Raw genomic sequence first — 18,439 nt, forward strand, 5'->3', positions numbered from 1 at the left:
GCCTTCACTGAATCGTTCATACCCGCGCGGTGGGTCAGAACGGGCTGTTGACGAGCGTGTCGGCCGCCATGGTGACGTAGTCGGTCAGAGCCCGGCGATGCTCATCGTCCAGAACGTCCGATTCGATCGACTCGATGGCGATGTTCATGCACCGTAACCACGCGTCCCGTTCGATGGGGCCGATCTTGTAGGGGACGTGACGCATTCGCAATCGCGGGTGGCCGCGCTCCTCGCTGTAGGTGTGCGGCCCGCCCCAGTACTGCTCCAAGAACATTCGCAGACGTCGCTCGGCCGGGCCGAGGTCCTCCTCCGGGTACATCGGCCGGAGGATCTCATCGGCCGCGACCTCCTCATAGAAGCGTGCGGTGATCCGGCGGAACGTCTCGTGACCGCCGGCTTCCTCGTAGAACGTGCTCACGCTCACCATTGTCCACTATCGCCCCCGTGGCATCTACGACACTGTGTAGGCCCTCCGGCGACAGCGCCGCACGCGGTGCGATAAATTGAACCAGACGATCTGCACACGGCAGGTCTCCGCGCTTAGCTCCGAGCGCTAGTCGAAAGGGTGGGGTGTGGATCAACTTCTTGTCCCCGTCGGAATGACCGTCGTGGTGCTGTGTGTGATCGCAGTGGCGCTGTGTGTGGTCTCGATGGTGTTCTCTTTTGGAATGAAGCGGCCGAAGGTCACCGAGTACACGCTCGATCAGCCGTGGGAGAACGGTCCCACTCTGTTCAGCGCGACCGACATCGAGCCGATGGCCCTGAGCCGGCACTTCGAGCCGGGTGATGTCGAGGGAGGTTCGGCAAGTGGCAAGTGGTGATGTGACTCAGCAGAGCACGGCGGTCGCGCCGTCGAACGGTCTTCCGCTCGGCACCGTCGTCACCAGCAGCGGCCGCATCTCGGCCGCGCTGTTCCCCGGCGACGGCTTCGGCACCCCGCCCTTCACCCGCGACGAGCTGATCATGCTCGACGACGCTCTCAGCCAGGCCAGCGAGGTCGCCCTCGTGCGCTTCTCGGTCTACATCGGCGAGTTGGGATCCGACCCGGTCGCCGGCGCCCGCGAGATCCTCGCTCAGGCGCCCGAGCCCGCCCACGGCGCGCTCATCGCGGTGTCGCCGAACTCGAAGGACGTCGCCGTCGTGTCCGGTGCGCTGGTCGCGGGCCGGGTCAACGACCGCGTCGCGGAGCTCGGCGTCTCGGCCGCGCTGTCGTCGTTCAAGCGGGGCGACCTCATCGACGGACTGGTCTCCGCGCTGCGCGTGATGGCCACGGCTGTCGACCGTCCCTGAATCCGACTCACCGAGACAGGCCCCGCCGAACGGTGGGGCCTGTCTCGTTTCGCTGGGCTGATGCCCGCGGGCGCGCTACTCGGACGAGCGGCGGTCGCGGTCCCGGGCGCGCAGTGCGCGGGCGGTGGAGTCCCGGCCTTCGGCGATCAGACGCGCCAGGGCGGGCGGATGGTCACCGGCCAGGAAGGCGTCGGCCTTCTGCAGCGCCGCGTCGGTGATGTCCCAGGACGGGTAGAGACCGATCACGACCGTCTGCGCGACCTCGCTCGTGCGCCGGTCCCACAGCGCCGCGACATCGTCGAAGTAGCGCTGCGTGTAGTCGGACAGCAATGCCGACTGGCCGGGACGCACCAGACCCTCGACGATCGACCGCACGGTGACGTTGGCGATGCCGTCGTCGTCGAAGGCACGCGTCCACGCGGTCGCCTTGGCCTCGGCGTCGGGTCGCGCCGCGCGCGCCGCCTCGGCGTGCCGTGCACCGGCCGCGGTGTTGTCCCTGCGGGCCTCCGCGTCGATCACGTCGTCGCCCACGGTGCCGTGGGTCGCGAGGGCTTTCACCAGCTTCCAGCGGAGTTCGTCGTCGACGACGAGGCCCGGCAGTCCGTGATCGGCCGGCTCGTCGCCGTCGAGGAGCGCGCGGAGCAGCGGCTGCTGGTCGTCGCGGGTGACGCCGCCCAGCAGCGCGTTGACGAAGGCGAGCTGATGGTCGGAGCCGCTCTCGGCGTTCTGTGCCAGAGTCAGCAGGCGCCCGGCGAACGTGGGCCATCCGGTCTGCGCGGCCCAGGCGGGGTCGGCGTACGACTCCAGTGCGGTGACCGCCTGCAGTAGGACCCGCTGGACCACGCCGACTTCGGATTCGGCTCCGATGCCTTCGCCGACGAGCGTCAGGAAGTCGCGTGCGCTCATCTCGGCCTGCCTGGTCATCTCCCACGCGGCCGACCAGATGAGCGTCCGGGGCATCGGGTCGGCGATGTCGGCGATCCGAGCCGTCGCGGTGGCCAGCGAGTCGGCGTCGAGCCGTACCGACGCATAGGTGAGGTCGTCGTCGTTGAGCAGTACCAGTCGGCCCCGCTCGACGCCGATCAGGTCGGGAACGTCGGTGCGCGGACCCTCCACGTCGAGTTCGACGACGTGGCTGCGGACGAGCTTGCCGCCCTCGTCGGCGTACACGCCGATCCGCATGCGGTGCACGCGCGTCTCGCCGGCACCCGGCGCCGCGCCCTCCTGGAGCACCGCGAAGGAGGTGAAGCGACCGTTCGCGTCGGTCTCGAATTCGGGGCGCATGACGTTGATGCCCGTGGTCTTGAGCCACTGCGCACCCCAGTCCGACAGGTCACGGCCCGACGCCCGTTCGAGCGAGCCGAGCAGGTCGGCGAAAGTGGCGTTCGCGAAGCGGTGCTCGGCGAAGTACTCCCGCAGGCCGGTGAGGAAGGGTTCAAGCCCCACGTAGGCGACGAGCTGCTTGAGCACCGACGCGCCCTTGGCGTAGGTGATGCCGTCGAAGTTGACCTCCACCGCGGCGATGTCGGGGATGTCGGCGGCGATCGGATGGGTGGACGGCAGTTGGTCCTGCCGGTATGCCCACGATTTCTCGACGTTGGCGAAGGTGGTCCACGCGTTGGTGTACTCGGTGGCCTCGACCTGGGAGAGGACCGAGGCGAAGGTCGCGAACGACTCGTTGAGCCAGAGGTCGTCCCACCACTGCATCGTGACCAGGTCGCCGAACCACATGTGGGCCATCTCGTGGAGCACCGTCTCGGCGCGCCGCTCGTACAGGTAACGGGTCACCCGCGACCGGAACACGTAGTCCTCGAGGAAGGTGACGGCGCCGGCGTTCTCCATGGCGCCGGCGTTGAACTCGGGGACGAACAGTTGGTCGTACTTGCCGAAGGCGTACGGAACCCCGAAGACCCGGTGGTAGAAGCCGAATCCCTGCTTGGTCTCGGCGAAGAGGCGCTCGGCGTCCATGTGCTCGGCGAGTGATGCTCGGCAGTAGAGGCCCAGGGGGATCGTCCCGTGCTCGTCGGAGTACTCGTCGTTCCAGACCGCGTACGGTCCGGCGATGAGGGCGACGAGGTAGGTGCTGAACCGTTCCGTGGTCGCGAACCGGTGCACCAGCGCGCCGTCGGCCGCGGTGCCGGGCTCACCGGTGGGGGCGCCGTTGGAGATCACCTGCCAGTTCCCCGGTGCGGTGACCGTCACCGAGTAGGAGGCCTTGAGGTCGGGCTGGTCGAAGCATGCGAACATCCGCTTGGCGTCGGCGGTCTCGAACTGCGAGTAGAGGTAGACGTTGCCGTCGGCCGGGTCGACGAAACGGTGCAGCCCCTCGCCGGTGTTCGAGTACGCGCATTCGGCGACCACCTCGAGAGTGTTCTCCGCGGCCAGCCCGGGGAGCTCGAGGCCGGTGGACTCGTCGAAGGCACTCACGTCCAGTTCTTCGCCGTTGAGCGTCGCGGACACCAGCTTGGGCGCCACGAGGTCGATGAAGGTGGTGGCGCCTGCAGTCGCGCTGAAGGTCACGGTCGTGGTGGAGCCGAATCGCTCGGTGCCGGGGGCGCCGGCGCCGTCGGTGAGGTCGAGTTCGATCCGGTAGTTCTGGACCGAGAGGATGGCGGCGCGCTGCCGCGCCTGGTCACGTGTCAGATTTGGTGCGCTCACGGTGTCAACAGTAGTGGCGGGTGGCCTCCGACGCCGCCGGCCGCCGCCTCGGCGGTGGTTGAATGGGTGCATGGCTGAGAACGCTTCCTCCACCGACCGCGTCGACTTCTGGTTCGATCCGCTCTGCCCGTGGTGCTGGATCACCTCCCGCTGGATCCTCGAAGCCGAGAAGGTCCGCCCGATCGACGTGAACTTCCACATCATGAGCCTGGCGGTTCTCAACGAGAACCGGGACGTGCCCGAGAGCTACCGCGCAATGCTCGATACGGCATGGACGCCGGTTCGGGTGCTCGCCGCGGCCGCCGCGCGCCACGGGGAGCAGGTGCTGCCGCGCCTGTACACCGAGATGGGCACCCGGTTCCACAATGAGGGCGTCAAGGATTACGACATCGTGATCCCGGCTGCGCTGCAGGCCGCGGGTCTGGAGGCCGACCTCGCCGGTGCCGCCGATTCCACCGAGTTCGACGGCGCGATCCGGGTCAGTCACCACGCGGGCATGGACAAGGTCGGCGACGACGTCGGGACTCCCACCATCCATGTCAACGGCGTCGCCTTCTTCGGCCCGGTGTTGTCGCGGATTCCGCGCGGCGAGGACGCCGGCCGAGTCTGGGACGGCACGGTGGCGTTGGCCTCGTACCCGCACTTCTTCGAGCTCAAGCGCACCCGCACCGAGGATCCCGAGTTCGGCTGATCGGTTCGCGCGCCTCAGTAGGTGCGGGTCTGTTCGAGCTGGTTGGGCAGGCTGCCGGGAGCGGTCGAGGCCGGTGGCGCCGGCGGCGGCACGGGCACCACGTTGCCGCTGCCCGAACCGCGCACGAACTGCCTGGGCCGCAGCAGAATCGCACCGGCGCGTGTCCGGTCGCGCAGTGCCGCCGCACGCCAGGTGAGGACCGGATGCGACGCCACCGCGTTCGCGAGCGTGACGAAGAAGCCCTTCTCGTGGACCGCGCGGTCGGCGAACTGATCGAAGTCGACGGCACTGAGCAGGTACTTGCCGCCCGCCAGGAGGCCGATCGCCGCGTGCGCGCCGTCGGGCCGGGTGTAGTAGCCGTAGTTGTCCGCCGTGTACTCCTGCGAACGTGAGAGAAGCGATCCCAGTAGGGGGAGCCCCATGATGAGACTGCTGAAGAGCTGTCGCCAGTAGGAGACGTGACCGGCGGCGATGTGTCCCACCTCGTGCCCGATCACGAACTCGAGGGCCTCGGGGCTGCGTGCCCGGCCGCCGACTTCGAACAGGTCCGAGTACACCACCACGTAGCGGCGGAACCCATGCCCCGAGGCGAAGGCGTTGATGGCGCCGTTGCCGTTGACGACGTATCCGTCGGGCACGTACTCCATTCCGTAGCGGGCGGCTGCCTCCACCAGCATGCGATAGCCGTCGGGGAACTGCGTCGGGCTCAGCTGCACCGCGTTGACCCGCATGTTCGCGTAATTCAGACCGCGTCCGAGGAACACGAGCAGCGGAAGCGCGAGCGCGAGCAGCAGCCATTCGGAGACCGCGCCCACGGCGACCAGCACGACCACCACCGCGTACGCCGCTACCGCCATGAGCACGCCCACCACCAGCACCGGAATCTCCCACGGGTGACGCCGCGGCGCGCCCGCGTAGGCGGCGGGCGGTCGCCACACGGCACCGGGGCCGGGCAGATCGACGGGCGGTTCGACGATCAGCGGATCGTCGACGCCGGGGACTGAGGGAATGGGCCCGTGGGTATCCACGACCACCAATCTACTGGCCTCCCCGTGCCGGTCCGCCGCCGCGCAGGCCCTAGACTGACGCCATGCGGATTTATCTCGGTGCCGACCACGCGGGCTTCGAACTCAAGAACCAGATCTCCGAATATCTCACCGCGGGCGGCCACGATGTCGTCGACTGCGGTGCGCACGAGTACGACGCCCTCGACGACTACCCGGCGTTCTGCATCGCGGCCGCGCAGCGCACGGTCGCCGATCCCGGCAGCCTCGGAATCGTCTTGGGCGGCAGCGGGAACGGTGAGCAGATCGCCGCGAACAAGGTCCCCGGCGCGCGCTGTGCGCTCGCGTGGAGCGTCGAGACCGCGCAGTTGGCGCGCCAGCACAACAACGCGCAGCTCATCGGCATCGGCGGACGCATGCACTCCAAGGAGGAGGCGCTGGCGATCGTCGATGCGTTCATCTCCACCGCGTGGTCGGAGGAACCGCGTCACCAGCGTCGTATCGACATCCTCGCCGAGTACGAGCGCACCGGCGAGGCACCCGCGCTTCCCGGCGAGTAGCAGGCGGTGCCCGAAGGGCATGCGCTGCACCGGCTGGCCCGGCGGCAGCAACGTCTCCTGGGCGGGCAGCGACTATCCGTCTCCAGTCCCCAGGGCCGCTTCGCTCACGAAGCGGCCCTTCTGGACGGCATGGTCTTCCGCCGCGCCGAGGCGTGGGGCAAACACCTGATCCACCGCTACGACGACGGTCGCCGCGGCACCGCAGCCACCCGCCGGATCGTCCATATCCACCTCGGCATCTACGGCACCTTCCGCGAAGAAGCGCTGCCGATGCCGGAGCCGACGGGACAAGTCCGGATGCGGCTGATCGGCGACGTCCTCGGAATCGACCTGCGCGGGCCCAATGCGTGTGAGCTGTACACGCCTGACGATCTCGACGCCCTCGTCGCCCGGCTGGGACCGGACCCGCTGCGCCCGGACGCCGATCCGGAGATCGCGTGGCGCGCCGTATCCCGGTCGCGCCGGGCCATCGGTTCGCTGCTCATGGACCAGCGGGTGATCGCGGGCATCGGCAACATCTACCGCGCCGAGGTCCTGTTCCGCGCCGGTGTCGACCCGCATCGCCCAGGTGTCGCGGTGACCCGCGACGAGTTCGACGAGATGTGGGCCGATCTCCTCCATCTGATGCCGATCGGGGTGCGGCGCGGCCACATCCACGTGGTACGGCCGTCCGACGATCACGGCGCCCCCGCGTATGCGCCCGACCGCCCGCGGACCTACCTGTACCGCAGGGCGGGGGAGCCGTGCCGGTTGTGCGGTACCACCGTCGCATCCGAGCAGATGGAGGGCCGGAACCTCTTCTGGTGCCCGAACTGTCAGCGGTGAGTACCCACCTCGGGTGAGCCGGTCGAAGTCCTCAGCGTTTCCTCATCCTCCACCGGATGCGACTCAAAGACTCATGGCGCATGCTCGAAGACATGGGTGCGACACTGAAATTCACGGTTCTGGTCGTGGGTGGCACGGGGGAGTCGTTCGACGGCGACACGCGGACCGAGGTCACCGGACTCCTGCGGGCGGTCACCGACCGCCTCGACGCCCGCTTCGAATCCCGGTGGGTGGGCTACCCGGCCAGCTATGGTCCGGCACCCGCGCACGACGGCGTCAGCTACGTCGAGAGCGTGTCGGCCGGCGTGACCAACCTGGCGCGGGCCATCGCCGCGGCGGAGCGGCCCGTGATGCTGATCGGCTACTCGCAGGGAGCCGCGGTGATCAGGACGCTGCTCGCCCACCCGGCGAGTCTGCGCTTCGCGGGCGCGATCGCGGCGGTCGGTTTCGTCGCGGATCCGAATCAGCCGCCCGGCGTGATCGACGGCTGCAACGGCTGGGGTGTCGCCGGCCCCGGCGCGGATCTGCCCGACGATCTCCCCGCGTACTGGGTGGGAGCGCCGTCGGACATGATCTGCAATGCCAGTGACGATTCGTTGATCCGGGACATCGCCGACCTCACCGATTCGTTGTCGCTGACCGCGCTGCGGCAGTGGGTGGTCGACGCGACGGCTCGGGTGATGAGCCGGCGCATGCAGAACGCGGATGCCACCCGCTTCTCGCCGGCTCAGTGGCGCCGGGATGTGGTGCGGCTGCGCGCCGCGGCCCGCGAGATCCGCGGATACCTGCCGCCGACCGTCGAACTCGGCCGCTGGCGGGTGCGCAATCCGCTGGGGGGACGTCACGTCTCGTACGCGAGCGAACCGTACCGTCGCGCCCCGATGACGGCGCCCGACACCACCGGATGCGAGACGCTGGCCCACTGGCTGCAGTTGCAGGCGACCATGGGAGAGCTGAGCCGCGCCGGGTGACGCGCACACGAAGCCGGGCCTCCCCGATCTGATCGGGGAGGCCCGGCTTCTGATGTGTCTCTGACAGTAATCGTCAGTGCACGCCGACTAGTCGCCGGTGTACTGACCGCCGACGGTGCCGCGGACGACGATCGGGGTGCCCTGACCGATGTTGTCGTACACCCACTTACCGTTCTCGGTGCTCACGTTGATGCAGCCGTGGCTGGCGTTCGAGACGCCCTGCTGAGCGACCGACCAGGGAGCGGCGTGGATGAAGATACCGTCCCACGACATGCGCGTGGCGTACTCGACGTAGGTGCGGTAGCCCTCGGGCGAGTCGACCGGCACTCCATACGTGGAGCTGTCCATGTACATGTCCCGGTACTTCTCCTTGGTGTGGTACACGCCATTGGGAGTCGGGTGCTTGTCGGTGCCCATCGAGATCGGCATCTGCTTGACGAACTCGTGGTTCTTCCACCAGTAGATCTGGTGGTCGCCGTCGACTGCGAGCGCGACCCAGCCGGTCGGGCTCTTGACGTTCGGCTCGGCAGGCACGGCCGGCTTCTCCGGCGTCGTGGTCTGCGGCTGAGGCTTGGGCTTCGGCTTCGGCGCGGGCGCCTGCGGCAGCCCGGGCACGGTCGGCAGATCGGGGACCTGGACCGGCGGAAGGCCGGGAACGACGGTGACCGGCGTTGCCTCGGCCACTGCGGGCGCCCCCATCGCCAGCGCAGCCGCACCGGCTGCCACAGCAACGACTCGAGCGGTCCGGCTCACCCGGCGGCTCGAAGACTTGGTGGAAAACACGTGGTCTCTACCTTCATTTCGTGGTCGTGAACTAGCGCCACCCCCGTGGGCGCTCGAAGAGTATCGTTACACAACCGTTGTACCCGCGCCAACACATTCCGGGTGAACTTCACCTGTGAATCGGGCGAATCGGCAGGTCAGTGGGGTGTCATCGGTCACAGGTGGTGGAGTGGGTGGTGATCACGACGACCGCCTCGGCCGGACCGTCCGGCGCGGCGAATACGTGTTCCCGGTCGCTGGTCCACGCGTGGCATTCTCCTGCGTGCACCGTCGCGGGACGGTCGGCGACGCCGACGATCAGCGTCCCCGAGACCACCGACAGCTGTTCGCGCACCCCTTCGCCGTGCGACGGCGAGACATGGCGCGCCCCTGCGGGGAACTCGAGGCGGAACACCTCGATGGTCGCGCCGTCGAGATGTCGCGTCGACAACAGCACCGTCACCATGCCGCCGGCCGCGGTGCCGTGTGCGCCGGGAGTCTCGCCCAGCATGCCGGTGAGAGGGACGTCGAGCGGCTCGCACAGGGCGTAGAGGGTTTCGATGTTGGGATTGCGGCGGCCGCTCTCGATCTCCGACAGCGTGGCCTTGCCGATGTCCGCACGGCGCGCCAGCTCCGACAGGCTGAACCCGCGCGCGAGCCGAAGCTCGCGCAGCCGGTCGGCGATTCCGAGGTCGTTCACGTCTGCCGATGGTACGGCGGGAACACCCTCAGGACCGTTCGGTTTACAGAACGTTCGGTTTATGGAACGGTAGTCCCATGACTGAGACCACGCGGGACGCCGGGGTGCGCGGGCGCGAGCGGGTATCGATCGCGGTACCCGTCGGAGCAGGGGTGGTCTGCGCGCTCGTCGGCTTCACCTCGTCCTTCGCGGTGGTCCTGGCCGGGTTGCGGGCCGTCGGGGCCGATGCCGCGCAGGCCGCGTCCGGTCTGTTCGCGGTGTCGGTGGCGATGGGTGCCGCGACGGTCCTGCTGTCGTGGCGGTTCCGGATACCGGTCACCTCGGCGTGGTCGACGCCGGGGGCGGCGCTGCTGGCGACCACCGGGGCGGTCGCCGGCGGGTGGTCGGCAGCGGTCGGGGCATTTCTGTCGTGCGGTGTGCTTCTCGTCGTCACCGGGTGGTGGCCCGGACTCGCGAAGTTGGTGCGGCGGATTCCGGTGTCGATCGCGCAGGCGATGCTGGCGGGCGTGCTGCTGCCGCTGTGCGTGGAACCCCTCCGCGGGCTGGCGACGAACCCGGCGGCGGTCGGACCCGTGCTGGCGGTGTGGCTGGTGCTGCTGAAGGTGCGACCGCGGTGGGCGGTGCCCGGGGCGTTCGGGGCCGCGCTCGTGGTGATCGGAATAGCTCTCGCGCGTGACGGCGGAGGTCCGGGATTGGCGGACTTCATTCCGCAGTTGAGTGTGACCTCGCCGTCGTGGACCGTCGGCGCGTCGATCGGGGCGGCGGTGCCGCTGTATCTGGTGACGATGGCCGCGCAGAACATACCGGGCGTCGCGGTGATGGCCGGCTTCGGCTACGACGTTCCCTGGCGTCCGGCGATGACGGTCACCGGCGTGGGATCGATGCTGGCCGCGCCGTTCGGCGGACACGCGATCAACCTCGCCGCGATCAGCGCGGCCCTCGCCGCGGCGCCCGACGCCGATCCCGATCGGGAACGACGGTGGGTCGCCGGGCTGAGCGCCGGCGTCACGTACCTCGTCCTCGGACTCACGTCGACCGGGCTCGTGGCGGTGGTGCTCGCGGCGCCCGACGGGGTCGTTCAGGCGGTCGCCGGCGTCGCACTCCTCGGAGCCTTCGCGAGTGCCTGCGCGGCAGCGATGTCGCAGGTCGACGATCGGCTGCCGGCCGCGGTCACGTTCGTGGTCGCGGCATCGGGGATCGCGGTGGTCGGGGTCGGTTCGGCCTTCTGGGCGTTGCTCGCCGGGATCGTGCTCCGCGGGCTGGGTGTCGGCAGGCCGTGAGCGGCCCGTCGTTCTCGGCTAGCGTGAACGGCGATATGAGCATCGACCTGCAGTTCCTTCGGGCGTTTGGCGACGAGGCTCCGCTCGTCACCAGTCTCTGGCGCGTCGGGCCGGGACGTCGCGGTGTCTCGTCGGCCATGCTCGGCGGCGGTATCGGAGCAGTGGAGTGGGTGCTCAACGTGCAGGTCCCCGGCGACTATCGGCGGATGGACCCGGTGGCGCATCTCCGGGAGGTCGCCGCGGGCAGCGGACTGCGCGGACGCGGAGTGGGCATGCTGACCGCGGCGGCGGTGGATCGGACCGTGACATGCGCCGACGGTGCTGTCACCGCGTCGGCGACCGTCGGGCTGAGGGTGCCGACCTGGGCGGCGGCGCCCGTCGATGCCGCGGATCCGGAACTGGCGCCGTTGCTTCCGTCCGACCGGCCGGTGCCCGGGACCGTTGTGCCGGGGACCGTCAACATCACCGTCGACGTTCCGGTGGCCCTCACCGACGCGGCATTGGTGAACGCCGTCATCACCGTGACGGAAGCCAAGACCCAGGCGTTGCTCGAGGCCGGGTACCCGGCGACCGGAACCGCATCGGACGCCGTCGTGGTGGTCTGCGATCACGGCGGAGAACCCGAGCCCTTCGCGGGGCCGCGGTCGCACTGGGGCGGGGCGCTCGCGCGGGCCGTCCACGCCGCGGTGCGCCACGGCGCTCAGGACTACTCCCGGCGTCTCCGCGACGGCGGGCTCTGACCCCGCCTTTAACCCCGGACCGGACGGGACGAGACGCTCACGATGCTTCAGGGCCGGCCTCCTGTGTCGGAGACCGGCCCTGAAGCGTTGTCTGGAGCGGGTGACGGGAATCGAACCCGCGTAGCTAGTTTGGAAGACTAGGGCTCTACCATTGAGCTACACCCGCGTGCGGCTGACGTGCCGGGAGTCCCGGCCGCGCTGCGCGCTTGCAGAACTCTACCGAGCCTCGCGCCGATTCACAAAACGGGAGGCGGGTTCGTCGTGGCGGCGCTTCGGCCCGTACTATGTTCCTTTGGTCCCGCCGGTGTTCGGCGTGGCCCGACGGGATGTGGCGCAGCTTGGTAGCGCATCCGCTTTGGGAGCGGAGGGTCGCAGGTTCAAATCCTGTCATCCCGACGAAGATGTCGCAGGCCCGACGGCACCGCCGGAGAACGGCCCGACAGTACGAACTGCCAGCACGAACCGACAAGGAGTACCAACACCGTGAAGAGCACCGTCGAGCAGCTGAGCCCGACCCGAGTCAAGCTGAATGTCGAGGTTCCGTTCGAGGAACTCTCCGGTGACTTCGACCGCGCGTACAAGTCGCTCGCCCAGCAGATCCGCATCCCCGGCTTCCGCCCGGGCAAGGCTCCGGCCAAGCTGATCGAGGCGCGTGTCGGCCGGCAGGCGATCCTGGAGCAGGTCGTGAACGACGCCGTTCCGGCGAAGTACTCGCAGGCCGTCACCGAGGCCGAGATCAAGGCCATCAGTCAGCCCGAGATCGATCTGGCCGAGCTCGTCTACGGCGAGCCGGTGAAGTTCACCGCCGAGGTCGACGTCCGCCCGGAGATCGAACTGCCGGAGTTCTCGTCCATCGCCGTCGAGGTCGACCCGATCGAGATCGCCGACGCCGACGTGGAAGAGGAGCTCGACAACCTGCGGGGCCGGTTCGGCACCCTCGTCGGAGTCGACCGCGGCGTCACCGGCGGCGACTTCGTGTCACTGGACCTGTCGGCGACCGTCGGCGGCGAGACCGTCGAAGACGCCTCCACCGAGGGTCTCTCGCACGAGGTCGGCAGCGACACCCTGATCGAGGGCCTGGACGAGGCGCTCGAGGGCGTCAAGGCCGGCGACTCGGCCACTTTCACCTCCAAGCTGGTCGCCGGTGACCATGCCGGCGAGGACGCCGAGATCACGGCCAAGGTGAACTCGGTGAAGGTCCGTGAACTGCCGGAGCTGGACGATGAGTTCGCTCAGATGGCCTCGGAGTTCGACACCGTCGACGAACTGCGTGACAGCGTTCGCGATCGGGTCGCCGACTCGAAGAAGTACGAGCAGGCGGGCGCCATCCGTGACGCCGTCCTGGAGCAGCTGCTCGACACCGTCGACTTCCCGCTGCCCGAGTCCGTCGTCGCCGACGAGGTCGAGGCCGTTCAGCACCAGCTGGTCCACGCCCTCGGACACGACGACGCACAGGTCGACCGCTTCCTCGAAGCGCAGGGCAAGACCCGCGAGGAGTGGGACGCCGAGAGCAAGGCCGACGCGGAGAAGTCGGTGCGCACTCAGCTGCTGCTCGACGCCATCGCCGACGCGACGGAGGTGGAGGTCGCTCAGGACGAGCTGACCCAGCAGATCCTGATGCAGTCGCAGCGCTACGGCATCGCGCCGCAGGAGTTCATCCAGCAGCTGCAGAACGCCAACCAGATCGGCGCGCTGTACGCCGACGTGCGCCGCAACAAGGCGCTCGCCGAGGTCATCGGCGAGGTCAAGGTCACCGACACCAACGGCGAGACCATCGACACCAAGGCCTTCTTCGGATCGGCGGACGACACCGAGAGCGATGAGGCCGAGACCGACGAGGCCGAGGACGCCTGACCGCCGGCCTCCGACACCACCGCGACAGCCGGGACGAGTGATCGTCCCGGCTGTCGCGCTGTCAGAGGGCCTTCGACCGGGGATCGAACATCCGCCGAGCCGTTCCGCTGTAAGCGAATAAGGGGTGTCGGAGGAACAACCCCGGGGGTGGAATTGATTAATCTCGGTGACAGCTTCTCCGAAGGACGGGCGCGATGCGTCCGATGGACTCGGTCGACGAGACCTTCCGGGGAGATCCGCACCGTTAGACAGATGGGACATCTCAGTGAGCAATCTGTACACGCCCTCGATGAGCTCGGGCGCAGTCGGCCTGAACCTGACCGACTCGGTCTTCGAGCGTCTGCTTCGCGAGCGCATCATCTTCCTGGGCACCCAGGTCGACGACGACATCGCGAACCGCCTCTGCGCGCAGATCCTGCTGCTCGCGGCCGAGGATCCGACCAAGGACATCAACCTCTACATCAACTCGCCGGGCGGCAGTGTGACCGCGGGGATGGCCATCTTCGACACGATGCAGCTCGCGTCGTGCGATGTCGCCACGTACGCGATGGGCATGGCCGCCTCGATGGGACAGTTCCTCCTGGCCGCCGGCGCCAAGGGCAAGCGTCACGCGCTGCCGCACGCGCGGATCATGATGCACCAGCCGTCGGCGGGCATCGGTGGCACGGCCGCGGACATCGCCATCCAGGCCGAGCAGTTCGCCGCCACCAAGCGTGAGATGAACCGGCTCAACGCCGAGTTCACCGGCCAGCCGCTGGAGAAGATCGAGGCGGACGCCGACCGCGATAACTGGTTCACCGCCGAGGAGGCCAAGGCCTACGGCTTCGTCGACCACGTCGTGACCAGCGCGGGCGCGGTCGCCTGATCCCGTCGCCACCCACGTTCACCTCACTTCACCGGTTACGGAGAGAACATGACTAACCTGCTTCCCGCCGACGTCCGCGCGGGCATCCCGGATGCGGCCCTGGCGCTCAAGAGCATCGAGGCTCGGTACATCCTGCCGTCGTTCATCGAGAACACCCCCAACGGCCAGCGCCAGTACGACCCGTACGCCAAGCTGTTCGAAGAGCGGATCGTCTTCGTGGGAACGCCCATCGATCAGACGGTCGCCAACGACGTGATGGCCCAGCTGCTGGTCCTGGAGAGCCAGGACCCCGACCGCGACATCACCATGTACATCAACTCGCCCGGCGGCAGCGTGCCCGACATGCTCGCCATCTACGACACCATGCAGTACGTGCACTGCGACGTGATGACCGTCTGCCTCGGCGAGGCGGCCTCGGCCGCGGCGATCCTGCTGGCCGGCGGCACGCCGGGCAAGCGTGCGGCGCTGCCGAACGCGACGGTGCTGATCCATCAGCCGCGCACCGGCGGTGCCTACCAGGGCCAGGTGTCGGATCTGGAGATCCAGGCGGCGGAGATCGAGCGTATCCGCAGGCGGCTGGACGAGATCCTCGCCTCGCACACCGGCCAGGACCCGGAGAAGATCCGCAAGGACACCGACCGCGACAACATCCTCACGGCCGACCAGGCCAAGGAGTACGGAATCGTCGACGAGGTGTTCGACTACCGCAAGAAGTCGGCGCGGAGCTGAGCGAGCGTCGAATCTCAGCGACTGCCGCATTTCGGCTCGTCGAAGGCATCGTGCGCGGGTACCGTCGAGGTTGTCCGCAGATAGGGAAGTAGGTGGGGCGTAGTGGCGCGAATGGGAGACGGTGGTGACCTCCTGAAGTGCTCTTTCTGCGGCAAGAGCCAGAAACAGGTCAAGAAGCTCATCGCAGGTCCGGGGGTGTACATCTGTGACGAGTGCATCGACCTCTGCAACGAGATCATCGAGGAGGAACTCGCCGAGACCAGCGATGTGAAGCTCGACGAGTTGCCCAAGCCCGCGGAGATCCGGGACTTCCTGGACAACTATGTGGTGGGCCAGGATTCGGCCAAGCGCACCCTCGCGGTGGCCGTCTACAACCACTACAAGCGCATCCAGGCGGGTGAGAAGAAGTCCGGCGACAAGCGCTCGTCCGCGGTGGAGCCCGTGGAACTGGCGAAGTCGAACATCCTCATGCTCGGCCCCACGGGCTGCGGCAAGACGTACCTGGCGCAGACCCTCGCGAAGATGCTCAACGTCCCGTTCGCGATCGCGGACGCCACCGCGCTGACCGAGGCCGGCTACGTGGGCGAGGACGTCGAGAACATCCTGCTGAAGCTGATCCAGGCCGCCGACTACGACGTCAAGCGGGCCGAGACCGGCATCATCTACATCGACGAGGTCGACAAGATCGCCCGCAAGAGCGAGAACCCGTCGATCACCCGCGACGTGTCGGGCGAGGGCGTGCAGCAGGCGCTGCTGAAGATCCTGGAGGGAACGCAGGCCAGCGTGCCGCCGCAGGGCGGCCGCAAGCATCCCCATCAGGAGTTCATCCAGATCGACACGACCAATGTGCTCTTCATCGTCGCGGGTGCGTTCGCCGGCCTCGAGAAGGTGGTCGACGAGCGGATCGGCAAGCGTGGCATCGGCTTCGGCAACGACGTCCCGAGTAAGGACAAGGTCGACACGACCGACCACTTCGCCGAGGTGATGCCGGAGGATCTGATCAAGTTCGGTCTGATCCCCGAGTTCATCGGGCGCCTGCCGGTGGTCGCATCGGTCGCGAACCTCGACAAGGAAGCGCTGGTCTCGATTCTGTCGGAGCCCAAGAACGCGCTCGTCAAGCAGTACGTGCGCCTGTTCGAGATGGACAACGTCGAACTCGAGTTCAGTCAGGACGCGCTCGAAGCAGTGGCCGACCAGGCGATCCACCGGGGAACCGGAGCGCGTGGTCTGCGGGCCATCATGGAAGAGGTACTGCTGCCGGTGATGTACGACATTCCGAGCCGCGACGATGTGGCCAAGGTGGTCGTCACGGGGGAGACGGTGCGCGACAACGTGCTGCCGACCATCGTGCCGCGCAGCGAAGACGAGGGGCCGCGCGAGAAGTCGGCCTGACCGAGAATCACGACACGGCCGGTGTCCCGTCGAGACGGGGACGCCGGCCGTCGTCGTGCCCGGCTCCCGTGCGATGCAGCCCGCGGCCGACCGTTTGAACCAAGACGGACCCGGTTCCGCGGAGTCTTTGGGACACTGGGCAGATGACGCGCACGGGCGAAGACAGACTGGCCGGAATCATCCTCGCGGGCGGGCGTTCTCGCCGCATGGGGCAGGACAAGGCGGCGATGGAGTGGGACGGCGCGCCGATGCTCAGCCGGATCGCATGGGCGATCAGCGCCCGGTGCGAACCGGTGCTGGTCGCGGCGCCGCGGACATCGCAGGCGTACCTCGAGCTGAGCGACGAGACGGACCTCGACTGGGTCACCACGGAGAAGGCGGGCAGCGGCCCCCTCGGTGGACTGGTGGCGGCGTTGCAGGCGGCGGCGGACGCCGGTGCCGAGGCGGCCTTCGTCTGCGCCACCGACATGCCGCTCGTGGACACCGGGCTGATCGACGAACTCCTGGACGGGCTGACCGAATCGACCGACGTCGTCGTCGCGCACGAGGGTGGGCGCGATCACCCGATGGCCGGCGTCTACCGCACTCGCTCCGCGCAGCAACTCGCCGACCTCGTGGAGAAGGGCGAGCTCCGGATGGGTGCGGCCCTCGATGCGCTCGTCACACGCCGCATCGGGGTCTCGGACCCGGACTGGCTCACCAACGTCGACGCACCCGAGGACCTGCATCGATTGCGCAGTTCGCGCGCATCGTGAGGGCCGGTCAGCCGAAGACCATATCGGCTATGGCGAGTGCGGTACCCGCTAGCGCGATGACGACCACCACGCCAACGGTCGCGACCATCGTCGGCCAGACCGAACCGGTCCCGGCGACGCGGTCCGGCCCCTTCGGAAAGTGCCGGACTGCGACGTGGCACAGGACGACACCGGCGACGAACGTGCAGAGGGCCGCCGCCGGGAATCCGTGACGCAGGGCGGCGAAGCCGGCGGCCGCGCAGGCGAGCAGGACGGAGAGGCCGGTCCGCTGCCAGGCCAATGCGGTGCGCTGCGGTTGGAGGCCCGGGTCGATGCTCACGAGAGACGCAGAATCGACACGACGCCGAAGCCGACGAGCCCGGCGGCGACGACCGCGATGCCCACGACGAGCCAGGGCAGCGGCAGCGGGGGCGGCAAGGGCAGGCCGAGTCGCAGGGCCCGCTCGTTGCGCCGCCACGAGAGCAGTGCGACGATAGCGAGCGCGCCGCCGGCGACGCATGCCACCAGAGACAGCAGGTGGACGACCATCGGAGACGAGGTCAGGCCGGCGACGGTCGTCAGCGTGATACCGCCGGCGATCAGGGCGAGAGCGGTGCGGACCCAGGCCAGTGCCGTGCGTTCGTTCGCGAGGGAGAAGCGGACGTCCGGCTCCTCACCGACGGAGTAGACGGCGGCGGGTCGGCGTTGCGGGAGGGTATTGCTCATTGATCTCAATCGTCGTGGCCGGTGCCGGGGTACCGGCGCGGAGGCGTGTCGACATGAACAGCGTCGACGTAAATAGTTCTGTAGCAGACAGAAGTAGATTAACATGACTGAAACCGAGCCCGGTGTGGACCGGGTCACAGAAGACGACGGCGCGTGGGAGTTGACCGCTGTGATCACGCAGCTGCGCCGGTCGCTGCGGTCGAGCGTGCGCGAGGACTTCGCGTGGGAGTCGCTGCCGATGGCGCAGGTCGAGTTCCTGCAGCGCCTCGCGCGGGAGCCGGGACTGCGGATCGGCGAGCTGGCCCGCAAACACCGGATGGCGACCAACACGGTCAGCACTCTGGTGAATCAGATGGTGAAGAACGGGCTGATCGTCCGAGAACCGGTCCCTGACGACCGCCGCGCTGTCCAGGTACGGCTCACCGAGGTCGGGCGCACCCGGCTGGACGAGTGGACGCGGGCGAACGAGCGGCGGATCTCGGAGGCGCTGGCCGGGCTGGACGGCGACCAGCGCGCGGCGATCAGGGTCGCGGTGCCCGCGCTCGCAGCGCTCGCGGCGCGACTCGACGACCTCGGCTGACACCGGGACCGGGGCTCGGGGAGTGAGCCAGGCCGCTTACGGCGACATGGCGGCGACGGCGGTGCGCGGTGTTCTCTA

Annotated in this window: 21 protein-coding genes and 2 tRNA genes; 15 read left to right on the top strand and 8 right to left on the bottom strand. The window is 68.5% G+C overall.

Translation table 11 applies throughout. The features are described from left to right. Positions 1 to 34 precede the first annotated feature (34 nt). The gene (locus P5P27_RS07230; RefSeq protein ID WP_006896622.1) at positions 35 to 427 is read right to left on the bottom strand and encodes a globin; all 393 of its coding nucleotides are present in this window, start codon (positions 425 to 427) and stop codon (positions 35 to 37) included. 145 nt (positions 428 to 572) lie between these two features. Between P5P27_RS07230 and ctaJ the strand changes: the two genes are divergently transcribed. Next, positions 573 to 821 carry an aa3-type cytochrome oxidase subunit CtaJ gene (ctaJ, locus tag P5P27_RS07235; protein WP_006896623.1) on the top strand — a complete coding sequence of 83 codons (249 nt, stop codon included), beginning with the start codon at positions 573 to 575 and terminating at the stop codon, positions 819 to 821. Then, the gene (locus P5P27_RS07240) at positions 808 to 1,290 is read left to right on the top strand and encodes a DUF5130 domain-containing protein (RefSeq protein WP_372452526.1); all 483 of its coding nucleotides are present in this window, start codon (positions 808 to 810) and stop codon (positions 1,288 to 1,290) included. The genes ctaJ and P5P27_RS07240 overlap by 14 nt, the downstream gene beginning before the upstream one ends. Positions 1,291 to 1,365: 75 nt before the next feature. Here the strand turns inward: P5P27_RS07240 and pepN are convergent, their stop codons facing one another. Next, the gene (gene pepN / locus P5P27_RS07245) at positions 1,366 to 3,948 is read right to left on the bottom strand and encodes an aminopeptidase N (RefSeq protein ID WP_278127051.1); all 2,583 of its coding nucleotides are present in this window, start codon (positions 3,946 to 3,948) and stop codon (positions 1,366 to 1,368) included. 70 nt (positions 3,949 to 4,018) lie between these two features. Between pepN and P5P27_RS07250 the strand changes: the two genes are divergently transcribed. After that, positions 4,019 to 4,639 carry a mycothiol-dependent nitroreductase Rv2466c family protein gene (locus tag P5P27_RS07250; RefSeq protein WP_006896626.1) on the top strand — a complete coding sequence of 207 codons (621 nt, stop codon included), beginning with the start codon at positions 4,019 to 4,021 and terminating at the stop codon, positions 4,637 to 4,639. Between the two features lie 14 nt (positions 4,640 to 4,653). Here the strand turns inward: P5P27_RS07250 and P5P27_RS07255 are convergent, their stop codons facing one another. After that, positions 4,654 to 5,676, bottom strand: a complete 1,023-nt coding sequence (locus P5P27_RS07255) for a M48 family metallopeptidase (RefSeq protein ID WP_006896627.1) — start codon at positions 5,674 to 5,676, stop codon at positions 4,654 to 4,656. A gap of 53 nt (positions 5,677 to 5,729) precedes the next feature. Here P5P27_RS07255 and P5P27_RS07260 point away from each other — a divergent pair, with 53 nt between their 5' ends. From P5P27_RS07260 to P5P27_RS07270, 3 genes are all read left to right on the top strand, one after another. Next, positions 5,730 to 6,203 (top strand): ribose-5-phosphate isomerase, encoded by a 474-nt coding sequence (locus P5P27_RS07260; RefSeq protein WP_278127054.1) that lies wholly within the window; start codon positions 5,730 to 5,732, stop codon positions 6,201 to 6,203. Positions 6,204 to 6,209: 6 nt separating this feature from the next. After that, positions 6,210 to 7,028 (top strand): Fpg/Nei family DNA glycosylase, encoded by an 819-nt coding sequence (locus P5P27_RS07265; protein ID WP_278127056.1) that lies wholly within the window; start codon positions 6,210 to 6,212, stop codon positions 7,026 to 7,028. An 80-nt stretch (positions 7,029 to 7,108) separates the two neighbouring features. Continuing rightward, positions 7,109 to 7,999, top strand: coding sequence for a PE-PPE domain-containing protein (locus P5P27_RS07270; protein ID WP_278127417.1), 891 nt, complete (start codon positions 7,109 to 7,111; stop codon positions 7,997 to 7,999). 87 nt (positions 8,000 to 8,086) lie between these two features. Here P5P27_RS07270 and P5P27_RS07275 read toward each other — a convergent pair whose 3' ends face one another. Together P5P27_RS07275 and P5P27_RS07280 are read right to left on the bottom strand one after the other, a co-directional pair. Then, complete coding sequence (locus tag P5P27_RS07275) at positions 8,087 to 8,782, bottom strand: L,D-transpeptidase (RefSeq protein WP_278127058.1); 696 nt, start codon at positions 8,780 to 8,782, stop codon at positions 8,087 to 8,089. Between the two features lie 148 nt (positions 8,783 to 8,930). After that, positions 8,931 to 9,461, bottom strand: a complete 531-nt coding sequence (locus P5P27_RS07280) for a helix-turn-helix domain-containing protein (RefSeq protein ID WP_006896632.1) — start codon at positions 9,459 to 9,461, stop codon at positions 8,931 to 8,933. 77 nt (positions 9,462 to 9,538) lie between these two features. Here P5P27_RS07280 and P5P27_RS07285 point away from each other — a divergent pair, with 77 nt between their 5' ends. Both P5P27_RS07285 and P5P27_RS07290 read left to right on the top strand, forming a co-directional pair. Further along, on the top strand, positions 9,539 to 10,741 hold the full coding sequence (locus P5P27_RS07285; protein ID WP_278127060.1) for a benzoate/H(+) symporter BenE family transporter: 1,203 nt from the start codon (positions 9,539 to 9,541) through the stop codon (positions 10,739 to 10,741). A gap of 35 nt (positions 10,742 to 10,776) precedes the next feature. Beyond that, positions 10,777 to 11,481, top strand: a complete 705-nt coding sequence (locus tag P5P27_RS07290; RefSeq protein WP_278127062.1) for an adenosylcobinamide amidohydrolase — start codon at positions 10,777 to 10,779, stop codon at positions 11,479 to 11,481. A gap of 92 nt (positions 11,482 to 11,573) precedes the next feature. Here the strand turns inward: P5P27_RS07290 and P5P27_RS07295 are convergent. Beyond that, positions 11,574 to 11,647: transfer RNA gene (locus P5P27_RS07295), tRNA-Gly, on the bottom strand. Between the two features lie 156 nt (positions 11,648 to 11,803). Between P5P27_RS07295 and P5P27_RS07300 the strand changes: the two genes are divergently transcribed. From P5P27_RS07300 to mobA, 6 genes are all read left to right on the top strand, one after another. Next, positions 11,804 to 11,877 (top strand) — tRNA-Pro (locus P5P27_RS07300). 87 nt (positions 11,878 to 11,964) lie between these two features. Next, positions 11,965 to 13,335 (top strand): trigger factor, encoded by a 1,371-nt coding sequence (gene tig / locus P5P27_RS07305; RefSeq protein ID WP_006896635.1) that lies wholly within the window; start codon positions 11,965 to 11,967, stop codon positions 13,333 to 13,335. A 289-nt stretch (positions 13,336 to 13,624) separates the two neighbouring features. Continuing rightward, on the top strand, positions 13,625 to 14,200 hold the full coding sequence (locus P5P27_RS07310) for an ATP-dependent Clp protease proteolytic subunit (RefSeq protein ID WP_039867541.1): 576 nt from the start codon (positions 13,625 to 13,627) through the stop codon (positions 14,198 to 14,200). Between the two features lie 48 nt (positions 14,201 to 14,248). Beyond that, a complete protein-coding gene (locus tag P5P27_RS07315; RefSeq protein ID WP_006896637.1) occupies positions 14,249 to 14,929 on the top strand; it encodes an ATP-dependent Clp protease proteolytic subunit in 681 nt (226 codons plus the stop codon). Between the two features lie 102 nt (positions 14,930 to 15,031). Beyond that, positions 15,032 to 16,321: an ATP-dependent Clp protease ATP-binding subunit ClpX gene (gene clpX, locus P5P27_RS07320; protein WP_045537004.1), complete on the top strand. Its 1,290-nt coding sequence runs from the start codon at positions 15,032 to 15,034 to the stop codon at positions 16,319 to 16,321. 143 nt (positions 16,322 to 16,464) lie between these two features. After that, on the top strand, positions 16,465 to 17,076 hold the full coding sequence (mobA, locus tag P5P27_RS07325) for a molybdenum cofactor guanylyltransferase (RefSeq protein WP_006896639.1): 612 nt from the start codon (positions 16,465 to 16,467) through the stop codon (positions 17,074 to 17,076). Positions 17,077 to 17,083: 7 nt separating this feature from the next. Here the strand turns inward: mobA and P5P27_RS07330 are convergent, their stop codons facing one another. Next, positions 17,084 to 17,395 carry a DUF202 domain-containing protein gene (locus tag P5P27_RS07330; RefSeq protein ID WP_006896640.1) on the bottom strand — a complete coding sequence of 104 codons (312 nt, stop codon included), beginning with the start codon at positions 17,393 to 17,395 and terminating at the stop codon, positions 17,084 to 17,086. Beyond that, positions 17,392 to 17,781, bottom strand: coding sequence for a YidH family protein (locus P5P27_RS07335; protein ID WP_278127065.1), 390 nt, complete (start codon positions 17,779 to 17,781; stop codon positions 17,392 to 17,394). The genes P5P27_RS07330 and P5P27_RS07335 overlap by 4 nt, the downstream gene beginning before the upstream one ends. A gap of 103 nt (positions 17,782 to 17,884) precedes the next feature. Here P5P27_RS07335 and P5P27_RS07340 point away from each other — a divergent pair, with 103 nt between their 5' ends. Next, complete coding sequence (locus tag P5P27_RS07340) at positions 17,885 to 18,361, top strand: MarR family winged helix-turn-helix transcriptional regulator (protein ID WP_006896642.1); 477 nt, start codon at positions 17,885 to 17,887, stop codon at positions 18,359 to 18,361. Positions 18,362 to 18,439: the final 78 nt, after the last annotated feature.

This window comes from Gordonia sihwensis, from assembly GCF_029632925.1.
GTDB lineage: Bacteria > Actinomycetota > Actinomycetes > Mycobacteriales > Mycobacteriaceae > Gordonia > Gordonia sihwensis.

Coding starts and splice junctions, on each gene's coding strand:
- P5P27_RS07230 (WP_006896622.1), bottom strand. CDS start 427: ATGGTGAGCGTGAGCACGTTCTACGAGGAAGCCGGCGGTCACGAGACG.
- P5P27_RS07250 (WP_006896626.1), top strand. CDS start 4,019: ATGGCTGAGAACGCTTCCTCCACCGACCGCGTCGACTTCTGGTTCGAT.
- P5P27_RS07260 (WP_278127054.1), top strand. CDS start 5,730: ATGCGGATTTATCTCGGTGCCGACCACGCGGGCTTCGAACTCAAGAAC.
- P5P27_RS07270 (WP_278127417.1), top strand. CDS start 7,109: ATGCTCGAAGACATGGGTGCGACACTGAAATTCACGGTTCTGGTCGTG.
- P5P27_RS07285 (WP_278127060.1), top strand. CDS start 9,539: ATGACTGAGACCACGCGGGACGCCGGGGTGCGCGGGCGCGAGCGGGTA.
- P5P27_RS07290 (WP_278127062.1), top strand. CDS start 10,777: ATGAGCATCGACCTGCAGTTCCTTCGGGCGTTTGGCGACGAGGCTCCG.
- P5P27_RS07310 (WP_039867541.1), top strand. CDS start 13,625: ATGAGCTCGGGCGCAGTCGGCCTGAACCTGACCGACTCGGTCTTCGAG.
- P5P27_RS07315 (WP_006896637.1), top strand. CDS start 14,249: ATGACTAACCTGCTTCCCGCCGACGTCCGCGCGGGCATCCCGGATGCG.
- mobA (WP_006896639.1), top strand. CDS start 16,465: ATGACGCGCACGGGCGAAGACAGACTGGCCGGAATCATCCTCGCGGGC.
- P5P27_RS07335 (WP_278127065.1), bottom strand. CDS start 17,781: ATGAGCAATACCCTCCCGCAACGCCGACCCGCCGCCGTCTACTCCGTC.
- P5P27_RS07340 (WP_006896642.1), top strand. CDS start 17,885: ATGACTGAAACCGAGCCCGGTGTGGACCGGGTCACAGAAGACGACGGC.